25 protein-coding genes and 1 riboswitch are annotated in these 25,931 nt (G+C 45.0%); of the genes, 14 read left to right on the top strand and 11 right to left on the bottom strand.

Going from position 1 to position 25,931, the window contains the following annotated elements:
• Positions 1–51 precede the first annotated feature (51 nt).
• The gene (locus VP98_RS13155) at positions 52–876 is read left to right on the top strand and encodes an aldo/keto reductase (RefSeq protein WP_046175846.1); all 825 of its coding nucleotides are present in this window, start codon (positions 52–54) and stop codon (positions 874–876) included.
• Positions 877–924: 48 nt separating this feature from the next.
• Here VP98_RS13155 and VP98_RS13150 read toward each other — a convergent pair whose 3' ends face one another.
• Entirely contained in the window at positions 925–1,872 is a 948-nt protein-coding gene (locus tag VP98_RS13150) for a LacI family DNA-binding transcriptional regulator (protein ID WP_046175845.1), read from the bottom strand.
• Positions 1,873–2,199: 327 nt separating this feature from the next.
• Between VP98_RS13150 and VP98_RS13145 the strand changes: the two genes are divergently transcribed.
• From VP98_RS13145 to VP98_RS13130, 4 genes are all read left to right on the top strand, one after another.
• Positions 2,200–2,964 carry an NUDIX domain-containing protein gene (locus VP98_RS13145; protein WP_046175844.1) on the top strand — a complete coding sequence of 255 codons (765 nt, stop codon included), beginning with the start codon at positions 2,200–2,202 and terminating at the stop codon, positions 2,962–2,964.
• Positions 2,965–2,980: 16 nt separating this feature from the next.
• Positions 2,981–3,529: a cysteine hydrolase family protein gene (locus VP98_RS13140; RefSeq protein WP_046175843.1), complete on the top strand. Its 549-nt coding sequence runs from the start codon at positions 2,981–2,983 to the stop codon at positions 3,527–3,529.
• Between the two features lie 3 nt (positions 3,530–3,532).
• Positions 3,533–4,984, top strand: coding sequence for a nicotinate phosphoribosyltransferase (locus tag VP98_RS13135; RefSeq protein ID WP_046175842.1), 1,452 nt, complete (start codon positions 3,533–3,535; stop codon positions 4,982–4,984).
• Positions 4,985–5,209: 225 nt separating this feature from the next.
• Positions 5,210–7,255: a sensor histidine kinase gene (locus tag VP98_RS13130; RefSeq protein WP_046175841.1), complete on the top strand. Its 2,046-nt coding sequence runs from the start codon at positions 5,210–5,212 to the stop codon at positions 7,253–7,255.
• Positions 7,256–7,422: 167 nt separating this feature from the next.
• Here the strand turns inward: VP98_RS13130 and VP98_RS18335 are convergent, their stop codons facing one another.
• The 3 genes from VP98_RS18335 to VP98_RS13115 form a co-directional block, all read right to left on the bottom strand.
• Positions 7,423–9,015, bottom strand: coding sequence for an ATP-binding protein (locus VP98_RS18335; RefSeq protein WP_052712241.1), 1,593 nt, complete (start codon positions 9,013–9,015; stop codon positions 7,423–7,425).
• Between the two features lie 82 nt (positions 9,016–9,097).
• Positions 9,098–10,114: a potassium channel protein gene (locus VP98_RS13120; RefSeq protein ID WP_046175840.1), complete on the bottom strand. Its 1,017-nt coding sequence runs from the start codon at positions 10,112–10,114 to the stop codon at positions 9,098–9,100.
• 82 nt (positions 10,115–10,196) lie between these two features.
• Complete coding sequence (locus VP98_RS13115; protein ID WP_046175839.1) at positions 10,197–11,930, bottom strand: ABC transporter ATP-binding protein; 1,734 nt, start codon at positions 11,928–11,930, stop codon at positions 10,197–10,199.
• A 145-nt stretch (positions 11,931–12,075) separates the two neighbouring features.
• Between VP98_RS13115 and VP98_RS13110 the strand changes: the two genes are divergently transcribed.
• Positions 12,076–12,624 carry a GNAT family N-acetyltransferase gene (locus VP98_RS13110; RefSeq protein ID WP_046175838.1) on the top strand — a complete coding sequence of 183 codons (549 nt, stop codon included), beginning with the start codon at positions 12,076–12,078 and terminating at the stop codon, positions 12,622–12,624.
• A 16-nt stretch (positions 12,625–12,640) separates the two neighbouring features.
• On the opposite strand, the gene VP98_RS13105 is transcribed toward VP98_RS13110, so the two are convergent.
• Positions 12,641–14,191, bottom strand: a complete 1,551-nt coding sequence (locus VP98_RS13105; RefSeq protein WP_046175837.1) for a BCCT family transporter — start codon at positions 14,189–14,191, stop codon at positions 12,641–12,643.
• 143 nt (positions 14,192–14,334) lie between these two features.
• Here VP98_RS13105 and VP98_RS13100 point away from each other — a divergent pair, with 143 nt between their 5' ends.
• The 4 genes from VP98_RS13100 to VP98_RS13085 all read left to right on the top strand — a co-directional run bounded on the left by VP98_RS13100 (position 14,335) and on the right by VP98_RS13085 (position 19,012).
• Complete coding sequence (locus tag VP98_RS13100; protein WP_046175836.1) at positions 14,335–15,285, top strand: bile acid:sodium symporter family protein; 951 nt, start codon at positions 14,335–14,337, stop codon at positions 15,283–15,285.
• A complete protein-coding gene (gene dcuS / locus VP98_RS13095; protein ID WP_046175835.1) occupies positions 15,282–16,853 on the top strand; it encodes a DcuS/MalK family sensor histidine kinase in 1,572 nt (523 codons plus the stop codon). The genes VP98_RS13100 and dcuS overlap by 4 nt, the downstream gene beginning before the upstream one ends.
• A gap of 2 nt (positions 16,854–16,855) precedes the next feature.
• The gene (locus VP98_RS13090) at positions 16,856–17,560 is read left to right on the top strand and encodes a response regulator (RefSeq protein WP_046175834.1); all 705 of its coding nucleotides are present in this window, start codon (positions 16,856–16,858) and stop codon (positions 17,558–17,560) included.
• Between the two features lie 117 nt (positions 17,561–17,677).
• On the top strand, positions 17,678–19,012 hold the full coding sequence (locus VP98_RS13085) for a 2-hydroxycarboxylate transporter family protein (protein WP_046175833.1): 1,335 nt from the start codon (positions 17,678–17,680) through the stop codon (positions 19,010–19,012).
• A gap of 38 nt (positions 19,013–19,050) precedes the next feature.
• Here the strand turns inward: VP98_RS13085 and VP98_RS13080 are convergent, their stop codons facing one another.
• The gene (locus tag VP98_RS13080) at positions 19,051–19,275 is read right to left on the bottom strand and encodes a hypothetical protein (protein ID WP_046175832.1); all 225 of its coding nucleotides are present in this window, start codon (positions 19,273–19,275) and stop codon (positions 19,051–19,053) included.
• A gap of 165 nt (positions 19,276–19,440) precedes the next feature.
• Here VP98_RS13080 and VP98_RS13075 point away from each other — a divergent pair, with 165 nt between their 5' ends.
• The 3 genes from VP98_RS13075 to VP98_RS13065 all read left to right on the top strand — a co-directional run bounded on the left by VP98_RS13075 (position 19,441) and on the right by VP98_RS13065 (position 21,495).
• On the top strand, positions 19,441–20,844 hold the full coding sequence (locus VP98_RS13075) for a DHA2 family efflux MFS transporter permease subunit (protein ID WP_046175831.1): 1,404 nt from the start codon (positions 19,441–19,443) through the stop codon (positions 20,842–20,844).
• A gap of 125 nt (positions 20,845–20,969) precedes the next feature.
• A complete protein-coding gene (locus VP98_RS13070) occupies positions 20,970–21,314 on the top strand; it encodes a PadR family transcriptional regulator (protein WP_046175830.1) in 345 nt (114 codons plus the stop codon).
• A complete protein-coding gene (locus VP98_RS13065) occupies positions 21,295–21,495 on the top strand; it encodes a hypothetical protein (protein WP_046175829.1) in 201 nt (66 codons plus the stop codon). The genes VP98_RS13070 and VP98_RS13065 overlap by 20 nt, the downstream gene beginning before the upstream one ends.
• Before the next feature lie 200 nt (positions 21,496–21,695).
• On the opposite strand, the gene VP98_RS13060 is transcribed toward VP98_RS13065, so the two are convergent.
• The 5 genes from VP98_RS13060 to VP98_RS13040 are packed head-to-tail and all read right to left on the bottom strand — an operon-like array spanning position 21,696 to position 25,385.
• Entirely contained in the window at positions 21,696–22,721 is a 1,026-nt protein-coding gene (locus VP98_RS13060) for a ThiF family adenylyltransferase (RefSeq protein WP_046175828.1), read from the bottom strand.
• Positions 22,718–23,485, bottom strand: coding sequence for a thiazole synthase (locus VP98_RS13055; RefSeq protein ID WP_046175827.1), 768 nt, complete (start codon positions 23,483–23,485; stop codon positions 22,718–22,720). Before VP98_RS13055 ends, VP98_RS13060 begins: the two co-directional genes overlap by 4 nt.
• Position 23,486: 1 nt before the next feature.
• Positions 23,487–23,690 (bottom strand): sulfur carrier protein ThiS, encoded by a 204-nt coding sequence (gene thiS / locus VP98_RS13050; protein WP_046175826.1) that lies wholly within the window; start codon positions 23,688–23,690, stop codon positions 23,487–23,489.
• The gene (gene thiO / locus VP98_RS13045; protein WP_046175825.1) at positions 23,687–24,823 is read right to left on the bottom strand and encodes a glycine oxidase ThiO; all 1,137 of its coding nucleotides are present in this window, start codon (positions 24,821–24,823) and stop codon (positions 23,687–23,689) included. The genes thiS and thiO overlap by 4 nt, the downstream gene beginning before the upstream one ends.
• Positions 24,824–24,842: 19 nt before the next feature.
• On the bottom strand, positions 24,843–25,385 hold the full coding sequence (locus VP98_RS13040) for a thiamine phosphate synthase (RefSeq protein WP_197076596.1): 543 nt from the start codon (positions 25,383–25,385) through the stop codon (positions 24,843–24,845).
• A gap of 88 nt (positions 25,386–25,473) precedes the next feature.
• A riboswitch (TPP riboswitch) is annotated at positions 25,474–25,584 on the bottom strand.
• Between the two features lie 181 nt (positions 25,585–25,765).
• Between VP98_RS13040 and VP98_RS18595 the strand changes: the two genes are divergently transcribed.
• Positions 25,766–25,912 carry a Fur-regulated basic protein FbpA gene (locus VP98_RS18595; RefSeq protein WP_082087930.1) on the top strand — a complete coding sequence of 49 codons (147 nt, stop codon included), beginning with the start codon at positions 25,766–25,768 and terminating at the stop codon, positions 25,910–25,912.
• Positions 25,913–25,931 lie beyond the last annotated feature (19 nt).

Here is a 25,931-nt window from a genome sequence, read left to right as displayed (position 1 = left end):
CTGTGCTATACTTTCAGCGTGAATAATTTACTGATGAAAGGAAGCGGGAGAATGCAATTTGTTACACTGAATAATGGGCTGAAAATGCCTCAGCTTGGCTTTGGCGTCTGGCAGGTTGAAGACGAGCAGGCAACACCGGCTGTGCTGAAAGCAATTGAAGCAGGATATCGCTCAATCGACACAGCGGCCGTTTACGGCAATGAGCGCGGAGTCGGAGAAGCTATTAAACAGTGCGGTGTACCGCGCGAAGAGCTTTTTATTACAACGAAAGTATGGAACTCTGATCAAGGATATGAGTCAACGCTGAAAGCATTTGATGAAAGTATCGAAAAGCTCGGGCTTGATTACGTGGACCTCTACTTGATTCACTGGCCAATGCCGGCAGAAAATACGTATGTTGAAACATACAAAGCACTTGAAAAGCTGTATGCAGATGGACGCGTAAAAGCAATTGGTGTTTGTAACTTTGATATTGAGCATTTGCAGCGCTTACTGGATGAATGTGAAGTGAAGCCGGTCGTGAATCAAGTCGAATGCCATCCGCATCTTGTTCAAAAAGAGTTAAAGGCATTCTGTAAAGAAAACGATATTTATGTAGAGGCATGGAGCCCGCTTATGCAGGGCGGCGTTGTCCTTGAAAATGATACGGTCAAGGGAATTGCCGGTAAGCACGGCAAAACGCCGGCACAGGTCATTTTACGCTGGCATCTTCAAAATGACTCTATTGTTATTCCAAAATCAGTTACACCTTCCCGCATCGAGGAAAACTTTAACGTTTTTGATTTTGAATTAACGCAGGAAGATATGGACCAAATTACATCGCTTGATAAAGGCGAACGAACAGGTCCGGTTCCAGCTGAATTCAACCGGAAGTAAACGAAAGCTGCCGCAGGGAAAACCTGCGGCGCTTTTTTATAGGCAGGCTCAGACACTTCCGCGTTCAATCAGCTGAAACGGTACTTCTTTGTGGGAGACTTTGGATGAAAGAACTTGTTCAAAGGCAATTGTTCCGAGCTGCTGCAATGGCAGTTCAACAGTAGACAGGCTAAGCGCCGCTGAAATGGGGTGGTTGTCGAAGCCGATCAGAGATACATCTCCTGGTATAGAAAACCCAAGCCGGCGGCACTCAAGCAGAAAACCGGCAGCGACAAAATCATTGGTGATAATCATTGAATCGGGACGGTCTGAAAGCGCCGCCCACTTTCCCGCAATCCGAGTTCCATCCTCAACCGTTAACGCCTGATCAAAAACCCAGTGGCAGGGTGCTTTGCCAAACTGTTGTTCATAGGCTTTTTTTCTGGCGTTACTGCTTTTTCCTTCCTTTCTTAACACGCTGTATCCAATCCTTGTTTTTCCTTTTTCCTTTAAAAAAGACAAAGTAGATTGAAAAGCTTCATATTGATTTACAAAAACAGAGGATAACGAAGAACCGGCCAGCGCTTCGCATAAAACAATCCGCCCGCACCCGCTGTAATCTTCTATAAGTTCAAGGGGGCACTCGCGCGATATAACAATCAGCCCGTCCACCTGCTTCAGCTTCAACATATTCAGCGCTTCTATCTCCTGGATAACGTTGTAATTCGTTTGCATAATCAGCAATTTATAACCGCGCTTTTCGGCTGCTTCCGCAATACCGCTTAAAATCATTCCGAAATAGGGGTGGCTGACAAACGGTAAAATCACGCCAATCGTTTCGGTTTTGCCACGGGCGAGGTGAACGGCATTGATATTTTTTTCGTAATGAAGCTGCTCAGCCGCTTCTAAAACAGCCTGCCTTTTTTCTTTGCTTACATACGGATAGTCATTCATGACTCTCGAAACGGTTGCAGCTGACACACCGGCAAGCCTGGCAATATCGTGAATGTTTCCCATTTATAGTGCTCCTTTAAAAAAATGCTTGTTCTGAAACGCATTTCATACTTTACATTGTAAAAAATGAGAAAAGAGGTGGCAACTATGTGGGGGATTCTCTTTATATTCTTTTTGTGCATTACAGAGCTTTTAATAGCAGCCGCAGCAATAGAGGCGAAGGGTAAACATAGCCGCCCGAAGTAATACCGTTTTGCCCGGGCAGGTATAGGGAATAGAAAAAATACTCGGAAAATTCGGCTGATTCAAGCCGAATTTTTCTTGCAAAATAAACATTCATCATTTATAATTAGTAATTATAAAATTAGTAATTAGTTAAGGGGTGATAAAATGAATCATTATGATTCCTCGAAATATCGTACTCCCGATGGATATACAGCAGATATTGCGGTATTTACGATTCTTTCGGATAAAAAAGAAGAAAAAGCCCCCCCGGAAATGAAGCTGCACATGATGCTAATTCAGCGTGCTGCAAAAGATAGCGAAGGGAATCCCAATTTTGAAGCGGAAAAATGGGCGATTCCCGGGGGGTTTATTCAGCCGGATGAAATGGGAATCGACGCAGCAGCCAGGGAGCTGGCTGAAGAAACTGGTGTGGAAGGGCTTCATATTCGCCACTTCGGTGTTTACGACAAGCCAGGCCGTGATCCGAGGGGCTGGATTATCTCCAATGCTTTTTATGCAATTGTACCGGAAGATTTTCTTTTGGATCGAACGGCTTCTGATGATGCGGCAGATGTACAGCTGTTTGCGATTGACGAGGTATTAAAGCTGGATCTCGCATTCGACCATCGGCAAATTGTAGGAGATGCTTTAAAGCTCATCCAGGCAGATATGCTTCGTACAACATTAGCCAGGAATTTTCTGCCGGATGAATTTACTCTTTCGGAGCTGCAGAGAGTGCTTCTAACGGTTACAGACGATACAAAAATTGCTTCCGACCCGGTATTTTTTTCCCGGACTCCAAAGCTTCCTTTTTTGGAGCTTGTACTGGACGAAGCCGGGCAGCCCAAAAAAACAACACGCCACTCATACCGGCCGTCCCGATTGTACAAATTTAATGATATTGAAGTAATTGAATCTATTTACGGATAAGAAAGGCGGAGGTTCGATGAAAGCATTGCTGAATATAGACTATACGTATGATTTTGTTGCGGATGATGGGAAATTAACATGCGGAAAGCCGGGTCAGGATCTTGAAGATGAAATAATCCAGCTGACAAAGCAGTTTATTGAAAATGATGATTATGTTGTTTTCGCAATAGATGTTCATGATGAAAGGGATCCGTATCATCCAGAAACAAGACTTTTTCCGCCGCACAATATTCGCGGCACAAAAGGACGCGATTTATATGGAAGGCTTCAGGAAGTTTATGAACAAAATAAAGACCGGGACAATGTTTACTTTATGGATAAAACGCGATATTCAGCATTTGCCGGCACGGATCTTGACATGAAATTAAAGGCGCGCGGCATCACCGAAGTGCATCTTGTCGGTGTCTGCACGGATATCTGTATTTTGCATACGGCAGTAGATGCGTACAATAAAGGCTATACTATTGTTGTGCATGAAAAGGCAGTTGCGTCATTTAACCAGGCAGGCCATGAATGGGCACTTGGCCATTTTACTGATACGCTTGGCGCGAAAAAGGGGGAATGAAAAATGGCAAAGCATCAGGATGACAGCTTTATGCTGCACACGGACTTATACCAGATAAACATGGCGGAAACCTACTGGCGGGATGGTATTCACGACCGCAATGCAGTGTTTGATTTGTACTTCCGCCGTCTTCCATTTGGAAACGGCTATGGCATTTTCGCGGGGCTGGAGCGGATTATTTCTTTCATTGAAGCGTTTGGCTTTACGGACAGCGACATTGACTACCTTCGTGAATTGGGATATGAAGAAGATTATTTGGCGTTTTTAAAGAATATGACGTTTACAGGCACTATCCGTTCCATGCGGGAAGGGGAAATCGTATTTGGAAACGAGCCGATTTTGCGTGTGGAAGCGCCGCTGGCTCAGGCGCAGCTGCTTGAAACGCTCCTATTGAATGTAATTAATTACCAAACGTTAATAGCCACAAAAGCCGCGCGGATGATGCAGGTGGTCGGAGAGGGAACAGCGCTTGAGTTTGGAACAAGGAGGGCCCAGGAAACAGAGGCAGCTGTCTGGGGAGCGCGCGCTGCATACTTGACCGGATTTGCGGGTACCAGTAACGTCCGGGCAGGAAAACTATTCGGCATCCCGGTATCCGGCACGCATGCACACGCAATGGTACAGGCGTATCAGGATGAATACGTGGCGTTTACAAAATACGCCCAAACGCATAAAGACTGTGTATTTCTTGTGGATACATACGATACGCTCCGTTCTGGTGTTCCAAATGCAATACGGGTTGCCAGAGAGTTCGGTGACAAAATTAATTTTATCGGTATCCGTCTTGACAGCGGAGACCTTGCTTATTTATCTAAAAAAGCACGGACAATGCTGGATGAAGCCGGCTTCCCCGATGCGCAAATTATTGCATCCAATGACCTTGACGAAGAAACCATTATGAGCTTAAACGCACAGGGAGCCAAAATTACAGTTTGGGGAATTGGCACAAAGCTCATTACCGCCTTTGATCAGCCGGCACTTGGAGCAGTATTTAAGCTCGTTGCCATTGAAAATGAGCAGGGAGAAATGGTGGATACTATTAAAATTTCCGGAAACCCGGAAAAGGTGACGACTCCCGGGAAAAAGAAAATTTACCGTATTATGAACAATGCAAACGGCAAATCAGAGGGAGACTATATTGCCCTGGAAGAAGAAAATCCTCAGGCGCAGGAAAAGCTGAAAATGTTTCATCCTGTTCACACATATATCAGCAAGTTTGTAACGGACTTTACCGCTCTTGATCTTCACAGGGATATTTTTATCGATGGAAAGCTGGTTTACAGCAAACCGCCGCTTGAACAGATAAGAAACCATGTTAAAGAAGGTTTATCTGTTTTATGGGATGAATACAAACGGACAGTTAACCCGGAACAGTATCCAGTGGATTTAAGCCCGGCCTGCTGGGAAAACAAAATGAAGAAAATTGAAGAAATGCTGCCGCCTTCAGCACGGTAAGTAAAAGCCTGGCTATTGAGCAGTGTGAGGCTCCCTGGCCAGGTTTTCATCCTTGTATTAAATCAAGTGGTCTGTTTTTGTTTTTGTACTGCTGACGGAGAAGCTATACAATCAGCTGCACGGCTGGCAATGATATAACCCTTATTCCTATTTTTAGTGTATAATGAAATATATTACATATGAATTTGATATTTTACTTGTTAAATAGCCTGGAGAGATTACTATATGTTAAAAAGCTATTGGCAGTTAGGCGTTTATTTTGCACTTTATATAGGGAGTCATATTTACCTTACTTATCAAATGGCAGACGGGGAATACACGTTTTTTTCCGCGCTAGCCCAATTTTATGGACCGGGGCTGCTGTCGCTTCTATCAATTATTTTGGTTCTTGCGTTAGCTCAAAGAAAAACAAAATCAGCCCGCCGATTTATTTTATTCTTACTGGCTGTTTCGTTAAGCCTGTTTGCTTCACAAAAATCCGGAGAAGGCGATCCTATTGCGGCAGTCATTTTCATGATTGCTTTTCAATTAGCTGCGCTATATTTCCTGCTTTTTGTTCAATCGATTTTACTAAAAAAACAGCTTAAGCTTCATTCCTTATCCTCCTGGTTAAATGCTTATAAGTACGCAACATTTCTTTTTATTGCCCTTAATATAGCCTGCTATTTTACATTATGGCTGCCAAAGTACATTATGGGCAGCGGCATGCTTGTTCATTTCAGCTTTTCAGTCATTTCTGCATTGGGAATTATTGGCTGGCAATACGCAAAAAAAGAAAATGTGGAACATCAAGGCTTTTTAAAATGGATGATGATAGTTCCAGCTATCGCCTTTATTCCTTTTATTTTTCTTTATGCGCTTCCTTATGTAATATCGGGCGCTGGTCTGGGCCGGTTTGATCGTGTTGCAGTGCTTTCACTGTTTGCGCTTCCTTATGGATACACACGTTTGTTGGTAAGCCGGCAGCTGTTTGATTTTGATTTTGTTATTGGCCGCTTTCTTTACTATAGTATTTTATCAATTATTCCTGCTTTTCTTCTTGCCGCTGTTCTTGAGATAACCGGTCGATTTACAGCTTCTTTTGCCGCTGCTCTTTTGATTCTTGCTCTTACTTTTTTACTAAAAGAGCAGTTCGATTTTTCAATAAGAAGCAGCTTGTTTCAAGACCGGAATAATCTGGTGCAGGGAATCGAATTGCTGGCCGGCAGATTTTCGGCTGTAATGAACACAAGCGAGCTCGAAAAAATGTTCATTTTGGAGGTAATGCAGTCACTCAAGCCTTCCACTGTTTTTATAGCTGAACGAAAAGAAGAAAAGTGGTCTGTTCGGCAGCAGAAAGGAAAGGGTCCTTCTTTGCTGTCTGACGAGCAAAAAATGCTTATGAACAGAGACCGTGACCAGGCATTGCTGTTTAATAAGCAGTGGCTGGGAATACAGCTGTTTGAACGGCCGGGCAGTAAGATATATATATGGCTTGGTCCGAAAAAAAACGGGCTGAAATGGAATATCAGCGAGAAAGCCTGGCTGCTTGCGGCTCTTCCGTATGTACGGCTTGTAGCTGACAATTTGCAGGTAGTAGAGCGGAAAATAGAGGAGCTGGAGATGCAGGCAATAAATCATTCTCCTGGAACGCTTCGTCTTCTTTTAGCCATTTCCGAAAAAGAAAGAAGACGCCTGGCCTCTGATTTGCATAATTCCGTGCTGCAGGAGCAATTTATCGTACAGCGGAAGCTGGAACGGCTTTTCCGGTCTGAAAATCTTGAAACTCAGCTTAAACAAGAGGTGAAAAATATCCAGAGTGACATAAAACAAATAACCCGGCATATTCAGGAAACATGTCATGAACTGAGACCCGCTTTTTTTGAGGAAGAAGGGCTGCAGAGGATCTTGCAGGAACTGTTTTCGAAATTTAAACTTTCCTCAGATATTGATTTGCAATATGATATTGATTTGCCGGCCAGTACTGAAATTAACCATGATAAAGAACTGGCTGTTTACCGGATTGTACAGGAGCTTTTAGTTAATGCCCAAAAGCATTCACAGGCATCGCGCTTGTCCATTTCAATTTGGCAGGAAGACGAAACACTCTTTTTAGATTACCTGGATAACGGAGTTGGATTTGACAGCAGCCAGGCAGATGAAAAAAAGAATCAGATGGGACTATTAGGCATAAAGGAAAGGACCGCTATGCTTTCTGGATATGTTGAGTGGGTCACGCCACCGCAAAGAGGGGTGCAAGTGAAAATAACGGTGCCGGAATGGAGTGGCTGACCGGTTGTTTAGCTGCTTTTAAAATCAAGCAGCTTTGTGGATATATACAGGTTAACAAAAGAACAAATGAAATTGGTTTGGAAGCAATGATCCTCATTTTCACTGGCCTGTAAAAAAAAAGAAAGCCAGCATACCGGGAGAAAAAGGCACGCTGGCGGCTCGATCATTTATGAAACAGGCCGGGATTGAAGTGAAAAGCGAAGTGTAATAGTTGTTCCTTTGCCTGCTGCGCTTTTTATAGCAATTTTTCCTTTATGCTGCTTTAAAATGCGCTTAATGACCATAAATCCAAGCCCTGTTCCATCTTTTTTAGTTGTATAAAAAGGAGTGCCCAGCTGCTGGATTTGTTCTGCGGTCATACCAGCTCCGGTATCGGAAATATGAAGCACCGCTTCTCTGTCCTCGTTCGCTGAAGCGGAGACCGACAAAATTCCGCCGTCTGGCATGGCTTCCATTCCATTTTTAAAAAGATTAATAAAAACCTGCTTCAGCTGATTTTCATCTCCGTGTATGAAAAGCGGAGAGGAAGTGAAGTCGGCTGTAACTTGAATATTGTGCATGCTTGCCTGCGGCTGCGAAAGAGCAACAGTATCACGCAAAATCTGTATAATGTTTTGCCAGCTGAAAGAAGTGGCCTGCGGCTTTGCTAAAACTAAAAATTCACTGACAATTAAATTAATGCGATCAATTTCTTCCAGCACAAGATTGTAATGCTCCTGCTGGTGAAAGGACGGCTCCAGCAGCTGGATAAATCCGCGGATAGTAGTCAAAGGATTTCGAATTTCATGAGCGGCACTGGCAGCCATTTGCCCGACTGCAGCCAGTTTTTCAGTATTTAAAAGCAACTGCTCCGTTTCTTTTCGGCGGGTAATATTACGAAGCTGGGCAAACGCGCCAGCTAATGTGCCGCTTTCATCGAAAATAGGCAGGGCATCAAGTAAATAAGTAGCTGTCCGGCTGCTTTCACTGCGAATGGTTGTTTCGATATCCAAACGAGGCGTGCCGCTTTTCAAAGCTTGATCCATGTAAGAGCCGACGCATGGAAAATCCTGAACGCTTTTTTTCAGGAGGTCTGCTCTGGGCTGCTTCAGCATCCGTTCTAATGCCCTGTTTGTATTTATAATGCGTCCAGTACTGTCAGAAACCACCATTCCACTTGTTGTAGTATCCATGATCAAATCGTTTAATAAACGCAGCTGTTCGTTTTGTTTCATTAAACGAAGTTCCCGCTCAATCGATTCCTTCATGATGATAAGCAGTGTCTTTAAAAGGGGATGGGCAAAATCGACGCCAGTCATGAGAGAAAGAGTGCCTATTACCTTTTGCTCCTGTGTATCCGCAATGGGTATGCTGTAACAGGCTGAGTTATGCAGGGAATAATGAAAATGCTGCGATCCGACGACACTTACCGGTTCGTTATACTGGAGTGCCAGACAGGGGGAGTTAATTCCATGAGATTCAACAGTCATTTGCACACCGTTGCGAATTCCCATTTCCGTAACCAGTTTTTTAACGGAGTTATCACCGATCATATGAAGAATATACCCGTGTTCATCGGTTGCCGCCGCCATAACCGGGCTGTTCTGGAAGGCGGAGCCGAACTTATCAAAGAAATGGGTGACAGCCTTAATAAAATCTGATTTCTTTGATTGTTTTTCAGCCAGTGCCTGCTCGTCTAATGTGTATTTTAAAGAAGGAACGCTGTCCGGAGCAAGTCCCTGTTCTTCGCATTCCTTTTTCAATGTATCAAAACAAATCATCTGTAATCTCCTCGTTCATAGGCTTTTTTCTCCAAATTATTTCCCTTTATCCCATTAATCATCCGCAAGCGGAACCATTTGCTTAAAGCTTGCTGTATGCTTCCTCATTACAGATGATAAAGAGCCGGGCATTACTCGGAATAGGATCGTCTAATTTTTTTATAATGGAAAAATCATGGTGGTTGGCGACGAGGAGAATCCCTTTTTCATCAAGCGCCCGTTTTGCATCACGGTATGTCCGCCAGCCGGATTTGTTTTCAATATGGTAGAGATCATACCCATCGTGGCACGTCAGCTGCCTGATAATCTCACTTGAGCCGTTAAATAAAACAGAACGGGCAGCCAGGTGGGCAGCTGTATCATTCGGTGTTATAAATTCTTCTACATTGGCATGCGAAAAGGCATTTAAATGGGCAGAATCAGCTACCTCACAAATTGTATAAACATTCTGGCCGTGTTTGTGGGCAGAAGCTTCAATGCCTGACGCAATCAAGAGAGTCAGACCATCAGCGGCTGATGCATTTACGGCATTCTCAGGGGAGAAAATCATAATTGACTTTGCTTTTAAAAAATTTGCTTGCATTAAGAGTTTCTCAGAAGCAGGAGCCCCTTTTACAAATTCAACCCGTTCGTGCAAAAAAGGATTTTTTTCTGCTGTTTCATCAATAATAACTGCATGCACCTCAGGAAATGTTTCCAGCAGCTCTGTTAATGCAATGCGTGCACGGTTTGTCCAATTAATTAAAATAATATGCTGCTCACGCGTCACCATCAGCTTTCCTTCCTCCTTCAGCCGTTTCCTTATACTTAATGAATCGATAATCTTGCCAATGAACACAGTCATCAGGCCTATTCCAAAAATGAACAGAAGCATCGCGAACAGCTTGCCTGGCATAGTGACCGGCGACACATCTCCATAGCCGACTGTAACAACGGTGGTCATTGTCCACCATAGCCCTTCAAACGGCGAGGTAAATGTTTCGGGTTCGATATAGTGTACAAAAAAACTGCTAAATGAAACAAGAAAACATGTAGCGAAAAACAGCGTCCAATTATTTAAATGGATCGCTTTAAAAAACAGTCTGCGAAAAAAAATCATCAAGCAGCACCTCCTGCATCTAAATATTGCATGAAAAAATCAAAACGGTGGCGCCGGCTGCAGCTAACAGCCGGCAGAGCACTTAGGATGGTCCCTGTAAGTCTTGTTTCTGCGCAAGTTCGCGATAGACAGCATGGGAGCGAAGCAGTTCTGCATGTTTGCCCATTCCAGTCACCCTGCCGTGTTCGAGAATCACAATTTGGTCCGCATGCACGACTGTAGAGAGCCGGTGAGCAATCACGAGTGTTGTCCGGCCGTGCATCAATCCATTTAACGCTTCCTGTACCAGCGCTTCCGATGTGCTGTCGAGGCTGGAGGTTGCCTCATCAAGCAATAAAATATCTGGATTGCGCAGGATAGCGCGGGCAATCGCAATCCGCTGCCGCTGTCCGCCCGAAAGCTTCACGCCGCGCTCACCGACTTTTGTGTCAAATTGTTCGGGCAGCTGTTCAATAAATGAAAAAGCATTTGCTTGAACAGCGGCTGCCCGGATTTCCTCATCACTTATTTCGCGATTTGTTCCATACGTTATATTATCACGAATAGAGCCAGACATTACTGGACTTTCCTGAGCAACATAGCCAATCCGCTGGCGCCAGTCATACAATTGAAATTGTGCAATCGGATCAGCCCCAAGTAAAATGGTTCCTTCAGCCGGCAGGTAGAAGCGTTCTAAAAGTGAGAACAGTGTGGTTTTGCCGCTGCCGCTCGGACCGACAATGGCTGTTGTAGTGCCTTCCGGAACAGAGAATGAGATGTCTTGCAAAATCGGTTTGTCTGTTTCGTATTGAAAAGACACGCGCTCAAAGCGAATTGCACGCCGGCCAGCCGAAAGAGGTAATCCATCCGGCTTTTCCGTCTTTGTCTGCAGGATGCTTTGAATTCGCTCGGTGGCACCGGCTGCTTTTTGAAAAGCTGTAAAAAAAGATGCCATTTGGCTGACCGGGATCACAATCTGGAACATGTAGATAATGATCGATGTAAGTGAACCGGCAGACAAGGCGCCGGATGCAACTCGGACACCGCCGTAGCCGATTAAAACAACAAGCACCGCCATCATAATCAGTGACATAAAAGGGGAAATGATTGCCTGGATTCTGGCTTCTTTTAATCCAAACAGCAGCAGGCGGCGAATGCCGGATCGGCCATTTTCATATTCGGCTTCACTTGCTGTGTATGATTTAACGAGCCGAATATCTGACAGTACCCGGCTTAGTGTTCCAGTAAAGGATGCCATTTCATTTTGTGTTTCTTTGGAAATACCGTACATTTTCCGGCCGAGCGGCATCAAAATCAGCATGGCGGCCGGAACGGATAACAGCATGACAACTGTCATCTGCCAGTCAATATATAGCAGAATAATGACGGATCCAGTGATGGAGATGATCCCCGTAGCAAATGTAACGAGATGATCCGTAATCAGCATTTTGACCGTATTGGTATCCTGTGTTACACGGCTCATCGTATTTCCAGATTCATTCTGATCATAGTACGACACAGGCAGGTTAAGCACGTGTTTCCAGAGCTTTTCACGAAGGGAGGCGGTCATTTGTTCTCCTGCCGACCGCATGAAGTAAAAGGAAAAGCCGCCGGCAATCACTTGAACAAGAAAAGCTGCCGCAAGAAGAATCAGCACCGTACGGCTTATCGCATCGATCGCAAGCTGATCGACAAGGTTTCCTGTAAATAAAGGAACAAATAAACTGGCAGCCGTTTCGAATAAACTGAGCGCCAGAGCGATCATGAGCAGCTTTTTTGGCGGGCGCAGCTCCTTTAATAGACGAAGAAATTGAGATGATTTAATGGGTGTTTCCATTTCAAAGCCTCCAAAAATTAGATATGGTTACTTATTTCGCTAAAATCCGGCGTAACTCCTTTAAATTCGATCAATGGATTGATTTACTTTCTCTAGAACATTGGGTATTTTTAACGTAAAGAAATGAAGCAGGGGGATGAGGCAAATGCTATTTCAAAAAGGAAAATTAAAGATAAGGGTGTTGGAAGAGAGTGATGGACAAAAGCTTGTTAAGTGGCTTTCAGATCCTGTTGTTCTCCAATTTTATGAAGGCCGGGATAATGCGTTTGACCTGGAAAAAGTACAAAAAGAATTTTACAACAAAGAAGAAGGCGTCACCAGAGGGATTATTGAGTTTGATAAAAAAGAAATCGGTTACATCCAGTACTATCCATTAGGAAAGAAAGAAAAAGAACAGTACGGATATGAAGAAGAAGACATTATTTATGGCACAGACCAGCTGATTGGAGAAGTGGATTACTGGAATAAAGGCATAGGAAAAGTGCTTATTAAAGCAGTAGTAGAACATCTTATTAAAGCAAAACAGGCACAAAAAGTAGTGATGGACCCGCAGGAGTGGAATATCCGGGCGATCCGCTGTTACGAAAAGTGCGGGTTTGAAAAAGTAAAGCTGCTTCCTGAGCATGAGTGGCATGAAGGGCAATACCGCAATTGCTGGCTGATGGAATACAACCAAAAAGCTGTCTCTGTTTAAAGAGACAGCTTTTTGGTTATTTTTTTGATTCACGCACTTCTTTTTGCAGGCGTTTAAATCTTCGCACATCTGCCGGCCGGAGCGGGATAGGCTCTTTCCGGAGCATTTTGATAAGAGCTGCCATGATAAAAAGCATTAAGATAGTAAAAGGCAGAGCTGAAACGAGCGACGCGGTTTGCAGCGCTTCAAGGCCGCCTGCTGCAAGAAGCACTGCTGCAATAGCAGACATTAAAAAGCCCCAGACTACTTTTGCCGCCAGTGGAGGCGTCAGGCTTCCATGTGTTGTCATACTGGCCAAAATGTATGTTGCTGAATCAGCCGAGGTGACAAGAAAAGTGAAAATAAGCAGGATGGATAAAACTGATAAAATCCCTGTCATAGGCAAATGCTGATAAAGCTCGAATAAAGCAACGGTCAGGTCAGCATTTACTGCTTCCGCAATTCCTGCATTGCTGTTTAAGTCTGCATAAAGAGCTGTTCCGCCAAAAGCGGCAATCCAGATACAGGCAATAAGCGGGGGAACAACCAGGACAGCGAAAATAAATTCCCGAATCGTGCGCCCTCGTGAAACGCGGGCGACAAACGCACCGACAAATGGCGACCAGGCAATAGCCCACGCCCAGTAAAAAATAGTCCAGTCCCGTACCCACGTACCGCCTTGATAAGGAGTTAACCGCAAACTATATTCAACAAAATTCGTAATATAGTCTCCAACCGCAAGCGTAAAAGTGTTGAAAATAAAAACAGTCGGGCCGGCAATCATTACGACCGCCAGGAGCAGCAAACAAAGGCCAAGGTTAATGTTGCTAAGCCAGCGGATGCCTTTATCAAGACCGGTTGTTGATGAAAGCATATAAGCGGCAAACATGATCAAAATGATCACAAGCTGAACGCCAAAGGAATTTGGAAGGTCAAAGACGGATTTTAAACCGCCATTCATCTGGAGAACTCCAAGACCAAGTGACGTTGCAATTCCCATAACTGTTGCAATAACAGCGAAGGAATCAATCGTCGTTTTCACAACGGGCTTTTTTCCTACAATTGATTCAAGTGAGGTAGAAACAAGTCCATCCCGTCCTTTTTTAAACTGGAGAAAAGCAATCGCCAGTCCGACAACAGCGAAAACGGACCATTGGCTGATGCCCCAGTGAAAAAATGAGTATCCCATCGCAATACGGGCCGCCTGTTCTGTCTGGCCTTCCATATTGGAGAAAGGGGTTGTGAAAAAGTGGCTCATTGGTTCTGCAACTCCCCAGAAGACAAGCCCGGCACCAAAACCGGCTGAAAACAGCATGCCAATCCAAGTGAAAAATGGGTAATCAGGTGTGGAATCATCCGCGCCTAAACGAATTTTTCCATATTTACTAATAGCGAGTGCAATTAAAAAAACAATGATAACAAAAACGGCAAGCAGATAAAACCATCCGAAATTTGTTGTCGTAAATAGAAAAAGGGTACCGGCTGCATCACCAAACCGGCCAGGCATAATGGCGCCGATCACCACCAGCAGCAGAATGACCGCCGCTGAAATGATAAAAACAGGATTCTTTAATCTTCCAGTGTCCATACATTCCTCCTTGTAGAATAAAAATTTTGGGCAATATAGTTTACCCTGTCAGAATTAGTTTAAACCAACAATATGCGAATATCAAAAGAGCCCTTTCATAATGGTACAATAAATGCATAAAAAGAAAGAATGGAGTTCTTAGTATGCTTAAAGCAATTAATATTTTTCTGGCGAGATGGATGCCTCTTTTAACTCCCCTTAGTGTTCTTTCAGGAGTTTTACTGGCAGAATTCATTCATTCCTGGATCTTTATAGTGCCATGGCTTTTTGCGTTTATGACGTTTGTCGGCAGCTTAAATTCAAATTTCGGCATGCTGCGTCATACGATGTCACACCCATTTCCCATTTTTTTAGCTCTCGCCATTCTTCATCTCATAACACCTGTTTTTGCCTGGACAGTCGGCCACCTCATGTTTCCGGACGATCCGCTTACAGTCACCGGATTTACATTGGCTCTTGTTATTCCAACCGGCATTACAAGTGTAGTATGGGTAACGATGTATAAAGGAAGCGTACCGCTTGCACTTGTCATTATTTTAATTGATACCATGCTTTCACCGCTTATTGTTCCCTTCAGCATGTCGGTGTTAGCAGGCAGCAGGGTGGAAATGGACGTGCTGGCGATGGTGAGCGGGTTATTCTGGATGATTGTTCTTCCATCGCTTCTTGGCATGATAGCCAACGAGTGGCTGAAAGAAGAAAAAGCAAGCAGGCTCAGTCAAACGCTATCACCCTTTTCCAGGGTGTCACTTCCGATTGTGATTGCTGTTAACAGTGGAGTGGCTGCTCCTTACTTGCGAGATATTGATGCCAGGCTTATTCAAATTTTATTGACTATATTATTTGTTGTATTATGCGGTTATATGCTCTCATGGGGATTAGCCATTGTATTCAGGCAGACGAGAGAAAACATTATTACGCTTATTTACACAGGCGGGATGCGGAATATCAGTGCGGGAGCCGTTATCGCCGTCAACTTCTTTCCGCCTCAAACAGCAGTCCCGGTCGTAGTTTGTATGCTGTTTCAGCAAATGCTGGCCGCCTTTCATGGATTCCTGCTGAGAAAAGCATATCCGAGGGAGGTGCGGGCATGAAAAAAGGCAGATGGAGCTTAAGGGCCATTATCATTGCGTTTGTATGTGCTGTTGTTGCTTTCTCGCTCCTTATTACTGATATTTTAATTACAAAAACAGTAACGGATTCTGTTGAGGAAGGACAGATAGAAAAAGCACAAAATGCCTCACGGATTATGGCGCGCACACCTCTTGTGGCAGAAGCGCTCACAGGCAGGCGGGACGAAGCCGACATCCAATTATTCGCAGACGACATCAGGGAAGCAACCGGTGTTCAATTTGTGGTCGTCATGGATATGAACGGCATCCGTAAATCACATCCGGATCCAGGCGAAATCGGCAAGCCATTTGCCGGAGGGGACGAGCAGTATGTGCTGAACGGGGAAGAATACATTTCAACAGCTGAAGGGACATTGGGGCCGTCTATCCGCTCTTTTACTCCCGTTCTTGGTGAAGATGGAGAGCAGATCGGTGCTGTGGCCGTTGGTATTTCAACAGAAAGTGTTCAAAAAGCAGCTGCCAGCAGCCGGAATGATATTTATATTGGAACGCTTGCGGGAATTGCCGCAGGAATTATTGGTGCTATTCTGCTGGCGCGGTACATAAAAAGGGTGCTTCTTGGACTTGAACCATTTGCCATTGCCCGGCTGCTGAAGGAGCGCAGTGCAATGCTTCAATCTGTTCATGAAGGAATTATTGCGGTAGATCGGGATTCAACGATTACTTTAATGAATAAAGCGGCTAAATCTTTATTTCAGAAAGAAGAGGACGGTCCTGTTCCACTGGGTTCCCTGCAAAGAGCTATGGAAACAGAGCGGGAAAAAATTGATGAAGAGCAGCGGATAAACGGTGTTGAACTGCTCGTTAACAGTGTACCCATTCACGTTGGAGGCACGGTTGTCGGTGCGATTGCAACGTATCGTGATAAAACGGAAGTAAAGCAGCTGGCTGAACAATTGACCGGTGTGCGGCTTTATGCAGATGCACTTCGAGCACAGACGCATGAATTTATGAATAAGCTTCATGTTATTCTTGGAATGGTCCAAATGAAGTCTTATGAGGAGCTGGCTTCTTTTATTCGAGAAACTGTTGATTTTAAAAGCAATGAAATTCAATTAATGACTGAAAAAATAAAAGATCCGGTGCTTGCCGGCTTTCTCGTTGGAAAGCTAAGCTATGCGCGTGAAGCCGGAGTCAATCTTTTTTTAAGAAGTGATTACCCCATTCCGCCGCCGGAAGACCCGTCGCTGACGCATGATTTAATTACCGTCGTCGGCAACTTAATTGATAATGCAATTGATGCAGTAGAAAACAGCTCTAAAAAAACCATTAACGTTTCGTTTAGCTATGGAGACGATATTTTAACAATAGAAGTCGCTGATTCTGGCCCGGGTGTCCCGAAATCAAAGCAGCAGCACTTGTTTGAAAAAGGATATTCTACAAAAGGAACTGGCCGCGGCATTGGGCTTGCTCTCGTAAAGGGCACTCTTGAACAGCGGGCTGGAGAGTTTGACTTCTTATCGGAACCAGGTAAAGGAATGACATTTACCGTTTATATACCATTTCAAGAAAAAGGGGAAAAGACCTGAAAATGATACGTGTTTTAGTAGTAGAAGATGAAGCGAGAGTTGCTGCTCTTCATAAAGCTTACATTGAAAAAGCAGGGGGGTTCTCGCTTGCAGGCATTGCAGGAAGCGTAACAGAAGCTATTGCCGTTATTGAAGAAAGAGAAGTCGACCTCATACTGCTTGACATTTTTATGCCGGGACCGCATGGGCTGGAGCTGCTTACTTATTTGAGAGAACAGAAAAAAGAAATAGACGTAATTGTCATCTCTGCTGCTTCGGATATGGAACGGGTACAAAAAGCTCTTCGGTACGGTGCAGTTGATTATTTGATCAAACCGTTTGAGTTCGACCGGTTTCAAGAAGCACTTAAACAATACCGCGAGAGGCAAACGTTTATGAAGGAACCGCGGCAGATCAGCCAAAAGGAACTGGATGAGCAGCTTCTTGGAAAAGAAAAAAAATCTGCGCCTGAAGCTATTCCGAAAGGATTAACCAGAGCTACACTTAATCAAATATGGGGGGTCATCCAGGAAATGGAGGAGGCGTTCTCGACAGAGGACATTGTAAAGCAAGTAGGCATTTCCGGTGTATCGGCACGCAAATATTTAAAATTTTTAGCAGATATTGAAGTACTGGAAGTAAAAGTCGTATATGGAACAGTCGGGCGCCCGGTATACCAGCATACCCGCAATTTATCAAAGGAATATCGAATGAAGCCTTTTTTGTAAGCAGTTTGGAACTGCTTACTTTTTTTAATTAAAAAAGAATTTAAAAATTCAAATAAACTATGATAACGCTTTAATTGTCGATAAGATAAAGCAAGAAACGAATAGGAGGTTATGAAAATGGGAGCAGAAAGAAAATTGGAAACGTTTCCTATAAATGAAAAAACTCCATCTTTTTTTGCTAAATTAAAAGAAATAACAGTAGGACCGATACCGCTGCCGCTTTATATTGTGCTTGCTGCTGTTATTTATGCAGCGTCCGTTTTCAATCAGCTGCCGCCTGATATGATCGGCGGGTTTGCCGTTATTATGGTTATGGGTATGCTGCTTGGAGATTTGGGAATGAAAATTCCTATCCTCAAAGATATTGGCGGTCCCGCGATTTTGGCGCTTCTTGTTCCGTCGGTCCTGGTTTTCTTTGACCTGATTAATCCAAGTGCTGCTGAAGCTGTTACAACCTTAATGAAAACATCAAACTTTCTCTACTTATATATTTCCGTTCTCGTTGCGGGAAGTATTCTCGGGATGAATCGAAAAGTGCTTATTCAAGGGTTTACCCGAATGTTTGTCCCGCTTGTAGCAGGTACTCTGGCTTCTGTTGCGGCTGGGATTTCCGTCGGCTTATTATTTGGATATGAAGTGAAGCACACATTCTTTTACATTATCGTGCCGATTATTGGCGGCGGTATTGGTGAAGGGATTTTACCTTTATCCCTTGCCTACGCACAAATTTCCGGCGGAGCAGCGGAAACCTTTGTATCTCAAATGATTCCGGCAGCGGTTATCGGAAACATCGTCGCTGTTGTATGTGCGGGCTTAATGATGCGTCTGGGAGAGAAAAAGCCCGAGCTGACAGGCAACGGTGTACTGGTTAAGTCAAAAGAAGGCGACCAGATTTCATCAGAAACCACGATTAATAAGCCTGTTGACTTTTCCTTGATGGGCGCCGGCTTATTGATTGCCTGCAGCTTCTTTATTTTTGGAAGCTTCGCCCATTTGTTCCTTGGTATCCCGGGTCCTGTATTAATGATCGTCGGCGCGACGCTCGTCAAAGTACTTCGGGCAATGCCGGCACGAATGGAGCAGGGCGCCTATCATTTGTACAAGTTTGTTTCAACAAGCTTAACATGGCCGCTTATGGTAGGACTCGGCATGCTTTATATTCCGCTTGAAGATGTTGTGAAAATTGTAACTCCAGCTTACGTAATTGTTTGTATCTCAGTCGTTATGGCGATGGTAGGTACGGGTTATTTTGTCGGAAAATTCATGAAGATGCACCCGATTGATGCTGCTATTGTAACCGGCTGCCACAGCGGCCTGGGCGGAACAGGCGATGTAGCCATTCTTTCCGCTTCAAACCGGATGTCCCTTATGCCTTTTGCGCAGGTGGCTACACGCCTTGGCGGAGCTTCAACCGTTATACTGGCAACATTGCTTATGAAGCTTTTCAGTTAATAAAAAATGCCTATCCAATGAACTTGGACGGGCATTTTTTATTTCTTTTTATTTTCCTGCCGTTCACGATGGGCTGCTGCTAAATGCTCGGCGTCACCTTTCATCAGGAAAAATGTAATAATACCGGAGAAAACCGCAGCTCCCGCCGAAATAAGCAGGCGGATATCACGCTCAATCATTGAGTAATCCTTGTTCAGCATCCATGTTGCAATAGAAAATACAATAGCCATAACCGGGATAACGAAAATAAACCGCTTGATCATTCTGCTGATTCCTTTCACTATTATTTAATTTAGTGTAGCATACTTCTCTTTAAATAATGTTTTCAATTTTTTGCTTTGCCAGGTGAAGGAGACGGGCTATTATTTCGGGATGCGAAATTTTTTGGTATAATGATACAGCAGATTTAAAAGAAATCAGGTGTGAAAATGAAAGAAAAAGAAAAAACGGCCTTTTGGTCTATTATCTTCGCGGTATTTTTCGGCAATTTCTTAGCTGTGATGAATACATCGACTGTTAATGTGGCTGTTCCGGTGTTTATGGACGAATTCGGAGCGGACTTGCCGGAAGCACAGTGGACGGTCACTGGTTTTATGCTGGCGGCGGGAGCAGTAGCCCCGGCAGCGGGCTGGCTTGGAGCGCGTTTTGGTTTTAAGCGGGTGTATCTCTCAGCTTTAGTAGGGTTTTTTATTTGTTCATTCATTAGTATATTTGCCTGGAACATCGAGAGCCTGATTATTTTGCGTGTTTTACAGGGACTGTTTAGCGGGATGATTATGCCATCAACCATGACACTTGTGTATAAGACCATTGAGCGGGAGAAGCAGGCGTACGGCATCAGCTTATGGAGTTTATCAGCAGTGCTGGCTCCTGCACTCGGTCCTGTTCTGGCCGGCTTTTTTATTGATGCCGCCGGCTGGCCGGCATTGTTTTATTTGAATCTTCCTATCGCCGCTGCTGCAATCGGAGCAGGGGTACTATTTATTCCAGGAACGGATGCCGGTGCGAAAATGCCCTTTGACCTGCCGGGACTTATTTTATCTTTCAGCGGCAGTATTTTGCTGCTGACGGCTTTCGCTGAAGCGGAATCCTGGGGATTTACCGATATAAAAACGCTGTCGGTGGCAGGGCTGGCAGTGATTTTGCTTATTTTGTTTGTCCGGCGGGAAATACGCGTTCAATTTCCGCTTCTTAATTTTGAAGTATTGGCGCATCGCCGTTATGCGTTCAGTCTTCTGCTTAACGCGGTTATGTCAATTGGTTTGTATGCCGGTGCATTTTTAGTGCCTATTTTTTTACAAAGCTCTCTCGGCTTTGGAGCGCTTGAAACCGGATTGATTATGATGCCGGGAGCTCTTGTTATGGCTCTGTTTACGCCGGTGACAGGGAAGCTGTACGAAAAAACAGGCCCTGCGCCGCTTATCTTTGCGGGACTGGTTGTGATGATAGCCGGCACTTACATGATGGGGAATTTAAGCATTGAAACGACAATGCTGTATGTGGTGATTTGGACATCGGTCCGTTATCTTGGAATCGCGCTTTGCAACATGCCGATCACGAACGCAGGCATGTCAGCTGTCCCAGTCGAGATTGCCGGCTATGCATCGGCACTGAATAACTGGGCGCGGCAGTCGATTTCCTCCCTGTCAATTGCTTTGTTTTCCGCATTAATGGCGTTCCGTTCTTCTGTTTATACTGCGCAGGGAACAGGCCTTCATGCTTCTTCCGCTGCTGCGGCAGGAGATGTGTTTTTATATTCTCTTTTCCCGCTTATTATTGCTTTGCCGCTTGTGTTTTTATTAAAAGAAAAAAAGAAAGCTGTGCAGGCGTAGCCTGCAAGACTGGAGAGCCGTTTCCCTGAGGGAAGCCGGTTCTTTTTTTGTTGAAAAGCCTTCAAATAAATAGTAATATATCGGCATACGATATATCAGTCGGCGATATAACAGAGAGGTGGACAATGACTAAAAAGCCGGAAGATTTTTTGCCGCTTTCGCAGGCAACCTATTACATTTTGCTCGCATTGCAAAAGTGCCGTCACGGCTACGCTATCATGCAGGATGTTGAGAAAATCAGCAAAGGAAATGTGGCATTGGGGCCGGGGACTCTTTATGGGGCATTGAGCAAGCTTCAAAAGCAGGGCGTCATCGAACAGGCGGAGGCAGATGAAGAAGACCGCCGAAAGTATTACATACTGACGAGCCTGGGAGAAGAAATTGTTAAACAGGAATATAACCGGCTTTTGTCGCTTGTTATGCATACGCAGGAATTAATGGAGGAAGAAGGTGAAATCAAATGGAAGTGAAAAAAGTAAGTTGAAAAACAGCATAGTGGGCTGCGGGCTGGCAGCTTCGCTTTTCTGCAGGGCGAACGCTGAACCAGCCACCGATTCGTGCTGCCTGTTTCAGCTTGTCCGCTCGTCCTGCGGGAGTCTTCGCCGCCATCCCTCCGCCCATTCCGTTTCAGGAAAAAACGGCTATAAATGAACAATAGAGCTCTCTTCCTTTTAACAGGAGAAGAAAAACAAATCCTGCCGTTTTTTCTCCCCGTAAATGCCGTTTCACTTACCCGGGCTAAGCCCTGTTCTCATATGTTTTTTGAGAAACAATATGTAAAATCATTTGTTCAACTATGAAGTAAATGACATTGTCCACAAGCTGGCGGCCAATGAAGGCCGCTGTTTCTATTAATGAAAGTACTGATAGTAGACTTTCTTGCTTTCTTCAACGGAGGAGGAGCCCTGGATAAATACACGCCCATCCTTAAATGCGGTTACTGTGTAAGGTGCATGGTGAAACGAAAGCAAAAATCCGTTTTGATGGGTAATAACGGCCGTTTTTTTTATGTAATCAGCCAATTCATGTAAATCCCGTTTTAAAATGCCGGCGGGACGAATTTGTACAGTGTCCCGCCCGCACAGCACCGCAAACTTTGTAGTGTGTTCGTAAGATAAAAACGGATAAACAGGCCGAGAGCCGCAGGAAGGGCAATCCTGTTTTTTTATACGCTGTACATCTACAGAAGAAAATTGGTTTTTCCATAAGTCAAATGAAAAAACAGTCCCGCGCAATGCTTCCGTGCTGCCTGTCAGCCATTTTAGCGCTTCAGCTGTTTGCAGAGAAGCCGTCATTTGAACAGCAGGGGAAATGATACCGGCAGTGTCGCAGGTTGCCCCCGCTCCCGGTATTGTATCCATCAGGCAATGAAGGCAGGGCGTTTGATCCGGCACAATAAGCATGGATAAGCCGCCCGAGGCAACACAGGCTCCGTATACCCATGGCACCCGGTATTTTTGCGCGGCATCATTAATGATAAAACGAATATCAAAATTGTCTGTGCCATCGATGATTAAATCGATTTTTTCATACGATAAGATGCGTTTCAAAAAGGAAGCATCTACATCTTCGAGCAAGGCAGCAAGCCGGGTGCTCGAATTGACAGCAGCCAGTCTTTTTCTGGCTGCTTCTGCTTTCGGCAGCCGGTCTGCCGCATCCTGCTCTGTATATAAATTCTGCCGCTGTAAATTGGAAAAATCCACGTAATCCCGGTCCACAATGGTTACCCGCCCCATACCGGCACGGACAATCATTTCCGCGTTTGCGGCACCGAGTGCACCGGCGCCGATAATCAGTACATGCTTGCTCTGCAGGGCATCCTGTCCATTTCGGCCAATCCCGGGGAAAAGGATTTGTCTTGAATACCGCTCGGTCAAAGGATGCTCATTCCTTCCAGCGGGCTTGATGCATTGGCGTGAAGCTTTTTAGGGATGCGTCCCGCTTCGAAGCCGCCCCGTCCGGCCAGCACAGCATACTTCATCGCTTCAGCCATTTTAACCGGATCATCAGCCCCGGACACCGCTGTATTCAGCAATACTCCGTCCGCACCGAGTTCCATTGCTCTGGCCGCATCCGACGGCACCCCGATGCCGGCATCGACGATAACCGGTATATTGGCCTGTTCGATAATGTAATGAATGTTTAATGGGTTGACAATGCCAAGTCCGGTTCCGATTGGAGAGGCTCCCGGCATAATCGCATGACAGCCAAGATCTTCAAGGCGTTTGGCCAGGAGAACATCGTCAGACGTGTAAGGCAGGACGATAAAGCCTTCCTCCAAAAGCATTTCAGACGCTCGCAGCGTTTCAACCGGATCAGGCAGCAATGTTTTATCGCAGCCGATCACTTCTACTTTGATCATGTCACATAAGCCGGACGCTTTCGCGAGTCTGGCAATCCGTACCGCTTCTTCCGCTGTTTTCGCCCCGGCTGTATTTGGCAGCAGTGTATACTTCTTCACGTCAATTTTCTCTAGAAAATTAGGCTGATTCGGTTCGAAAATGTTCATCCGCCGTACGGCAAACGTTAAGATTTCGGTTTCTGAAGCTTCGACTGCCGCTTTTTGTGTATCAAAATTAGGAAATTTCCCTGTACCCAGCAATAAACGTGAATCGAATGAATAAGGTCCAATCGTTAACATATTATCCGCCTCCTACAAATTGTACAATTTCTACACGGTCGCCATTTGACAATTTGGCACCGTCCCGCTCGGCTTTATCTAAAATTGACTGGTTCAGCTCTACAATAGCCAGCTCTTTATTTAACTGAAAATGTTCCAACAGATCACGAACCGTGATGACGCTTTCCGGCAGTTGTACTTCACGTCCATTCACAATCATCTTCATACAAGCGATTCCTCCTTTTTTGTTAAGAAGCGTCCCGGTGAAAATGGTGCAAGCCTTGCGGCGGTTTCGGGGCATCCATTCAAATACTTTTCCATTAACAGGCCTGTAAGGGGACTGAGCAAAATACCGTTTCGATAATGGCCGGTACATATGCAAAGACCCTCGATAAATGGATCAAAACCGATGACAGGAAGGTGATCGGCTGCCTGAGGGCGGACGCCTGACCATGTTCGTTCAATGATTCCTCCATCTAAGACAGGAAGAAGGCGCGCAGCCCGGTTTAACAGAGATCGGATTCCTCCGGCGGTCACAGCCGGATCAAATGAATACGGTGTTGAGGTAGCACCAATCAGCATTTCATTATTTCGTTTAGGAACGATGTAGCAGCCGTCGACTGCAAACACGGTTTTTGCGGGAGCTTGATCCGCCAGCTTTACCGAAACACATTCTCCTTTAACCGGAATCACGGGCGGCGCAAAGCTTGTTTCAGTAAAGAGGGCTGCACTCCATGCGCCGGCAGCATTAATAATCCGTTCGCCGTAAAAAGGTCCCAGTTTTGATGTTACGCCTATGGCTTGTCCATTTTGAATAAGCAGGTTCTGGACCGGGGTATGCTCATATACATGAACTCCGGCATTGACAGCCGCTTTTAAAAAAGCTTTAGCGAGCAGAGGGGCTTTCACTTGAGTATCCTTTTCTAAATAAATGGCGCCTGCTGTGTGAGCTGTCATTTCTGGTTCCACTTCCGGCACTTCCTCTGGCTCAAGCCATACAACAGATGGGTCTTTATCCAACAAAAACTCGTACTGTCTGCTAAGGGCGGAGCGGTCCTCGTCCGTGGCAGCCACTTTCAGCAAGCCCGCTTTACGCAGTTCAATATCAACTCCTGATTCCTCGAGAAGCTCATCACGCAAAACGGGGAATAGATCCCGGCTCTCCAGAGCAATCTCCATCAGCGGGTTTTCCCGCTCAAATTCATTTTGCGCCCCGAGCATCCCGCCGGCCGCCATTGATGCTTTTCCTGCTTTCTCAGAATCAAACAGCGCGACAGCGGCACCTGATTTTGCCAGCCGGTAAGCAATAGAGCAACCAATAACGCCTCCGCCGACCAGTAAATAATCGTACGTATTCATATATCTGGCTTCACACCTTTCATTTAAAAAAAGCTGAAATCATCGCAGCACCAGAAGCGCCTGCCTGCCGAACGGAAGGAATGTTTCCGTAATGAATGCCGCCAATGGCTATAACAGGAATGGAAACAGCCGCCGCTGCTTCACGGAGAGCATCCAGGCCGCGCCCGGGAAGGCCCTTTTTAGAGGGAGTGGCAAACACATGGCCAAAATAAAGATAATCGGCTCCGTCTTTTTCCGCTCTTTGAGCAGAATCGGCCGAATGAACCGAGCGGCCGGCAAGTTTATCCGGGAAAGCTTCTTTAAAATGAGCAAGCCGCTTATCGAATTCGGTGAAGTGGACACCGCGTACGGGCAGAAAGGAGGCCAGATCGGGTGCTGAGTGAAGAATTAATTTCTCGGGCGTAACTCCCCTGGAAAGTAAGCTTTCGACTTTACTGCCAAGCTCCCTGTCGGAAAGCTGTTTTTCACGAATACAAACAGCGTCCACGACGGGGAGGGCAGATAATATTTTTTCCTGGATGCAATCCGGCAGACCGAAGCCATTGGTAACAGCATGAATCATCCAGTTCACCCCTTTCAAAAAAACGCAAAATAAAAGCGCTGCCTTCCCGAAAGGAAAGCAGCGCTGTATAAACATAGATTTGATGAAACAAACGTCTCTGCCACTTCCCTACGCCAGTATAAACTGGATCAGGTTCCAGGAATCCCAAAGTCAATCACTTTGATCTCAGCCCTTTTAAAGGGCACCTCCAGTGGATGAATATTCAGTTTTTTTAAGCCTATCACAAAAAAAATCGGATGTCACGGTAATTTTTCATCTGGCGAGTATGCCCGCTGAAAACATTGTCTTTTTTTCTTGTAAGTATTTGTCGGCAAAAATGTTTCATAATCTTGGCATGCGGGGAATAAAATAAAGGTAACAAGGAAAAAGGGGAAAACACCATGCATACGTCAGAAAATGAACAAATGATTTGGATTGAAAAGCTTATGGCACAAGGAATTTTTAAGTACGGAGACCGCCAGCTCTATGAGTTGTCAACGGAAGAACTCATTCATTTAAGCGGCGAATATGAAGCAGTAAATAATTAAAAAAGGACCGTCCGGGCAC

This window comes from Domibacillus indicus, from assembly GCF_000970685.1.
Classification (GTDB): Bacteria; Bacillota; Bacilli; order Bacillales; family Domibacillaceae; genus Domibacillus; species Domibacillus indicus.
The sequence above is the reverse complement of the archived record's forward strand: the minus strand, read 5'-3'. Positions and strand labels throughout refer to the sequence as shown.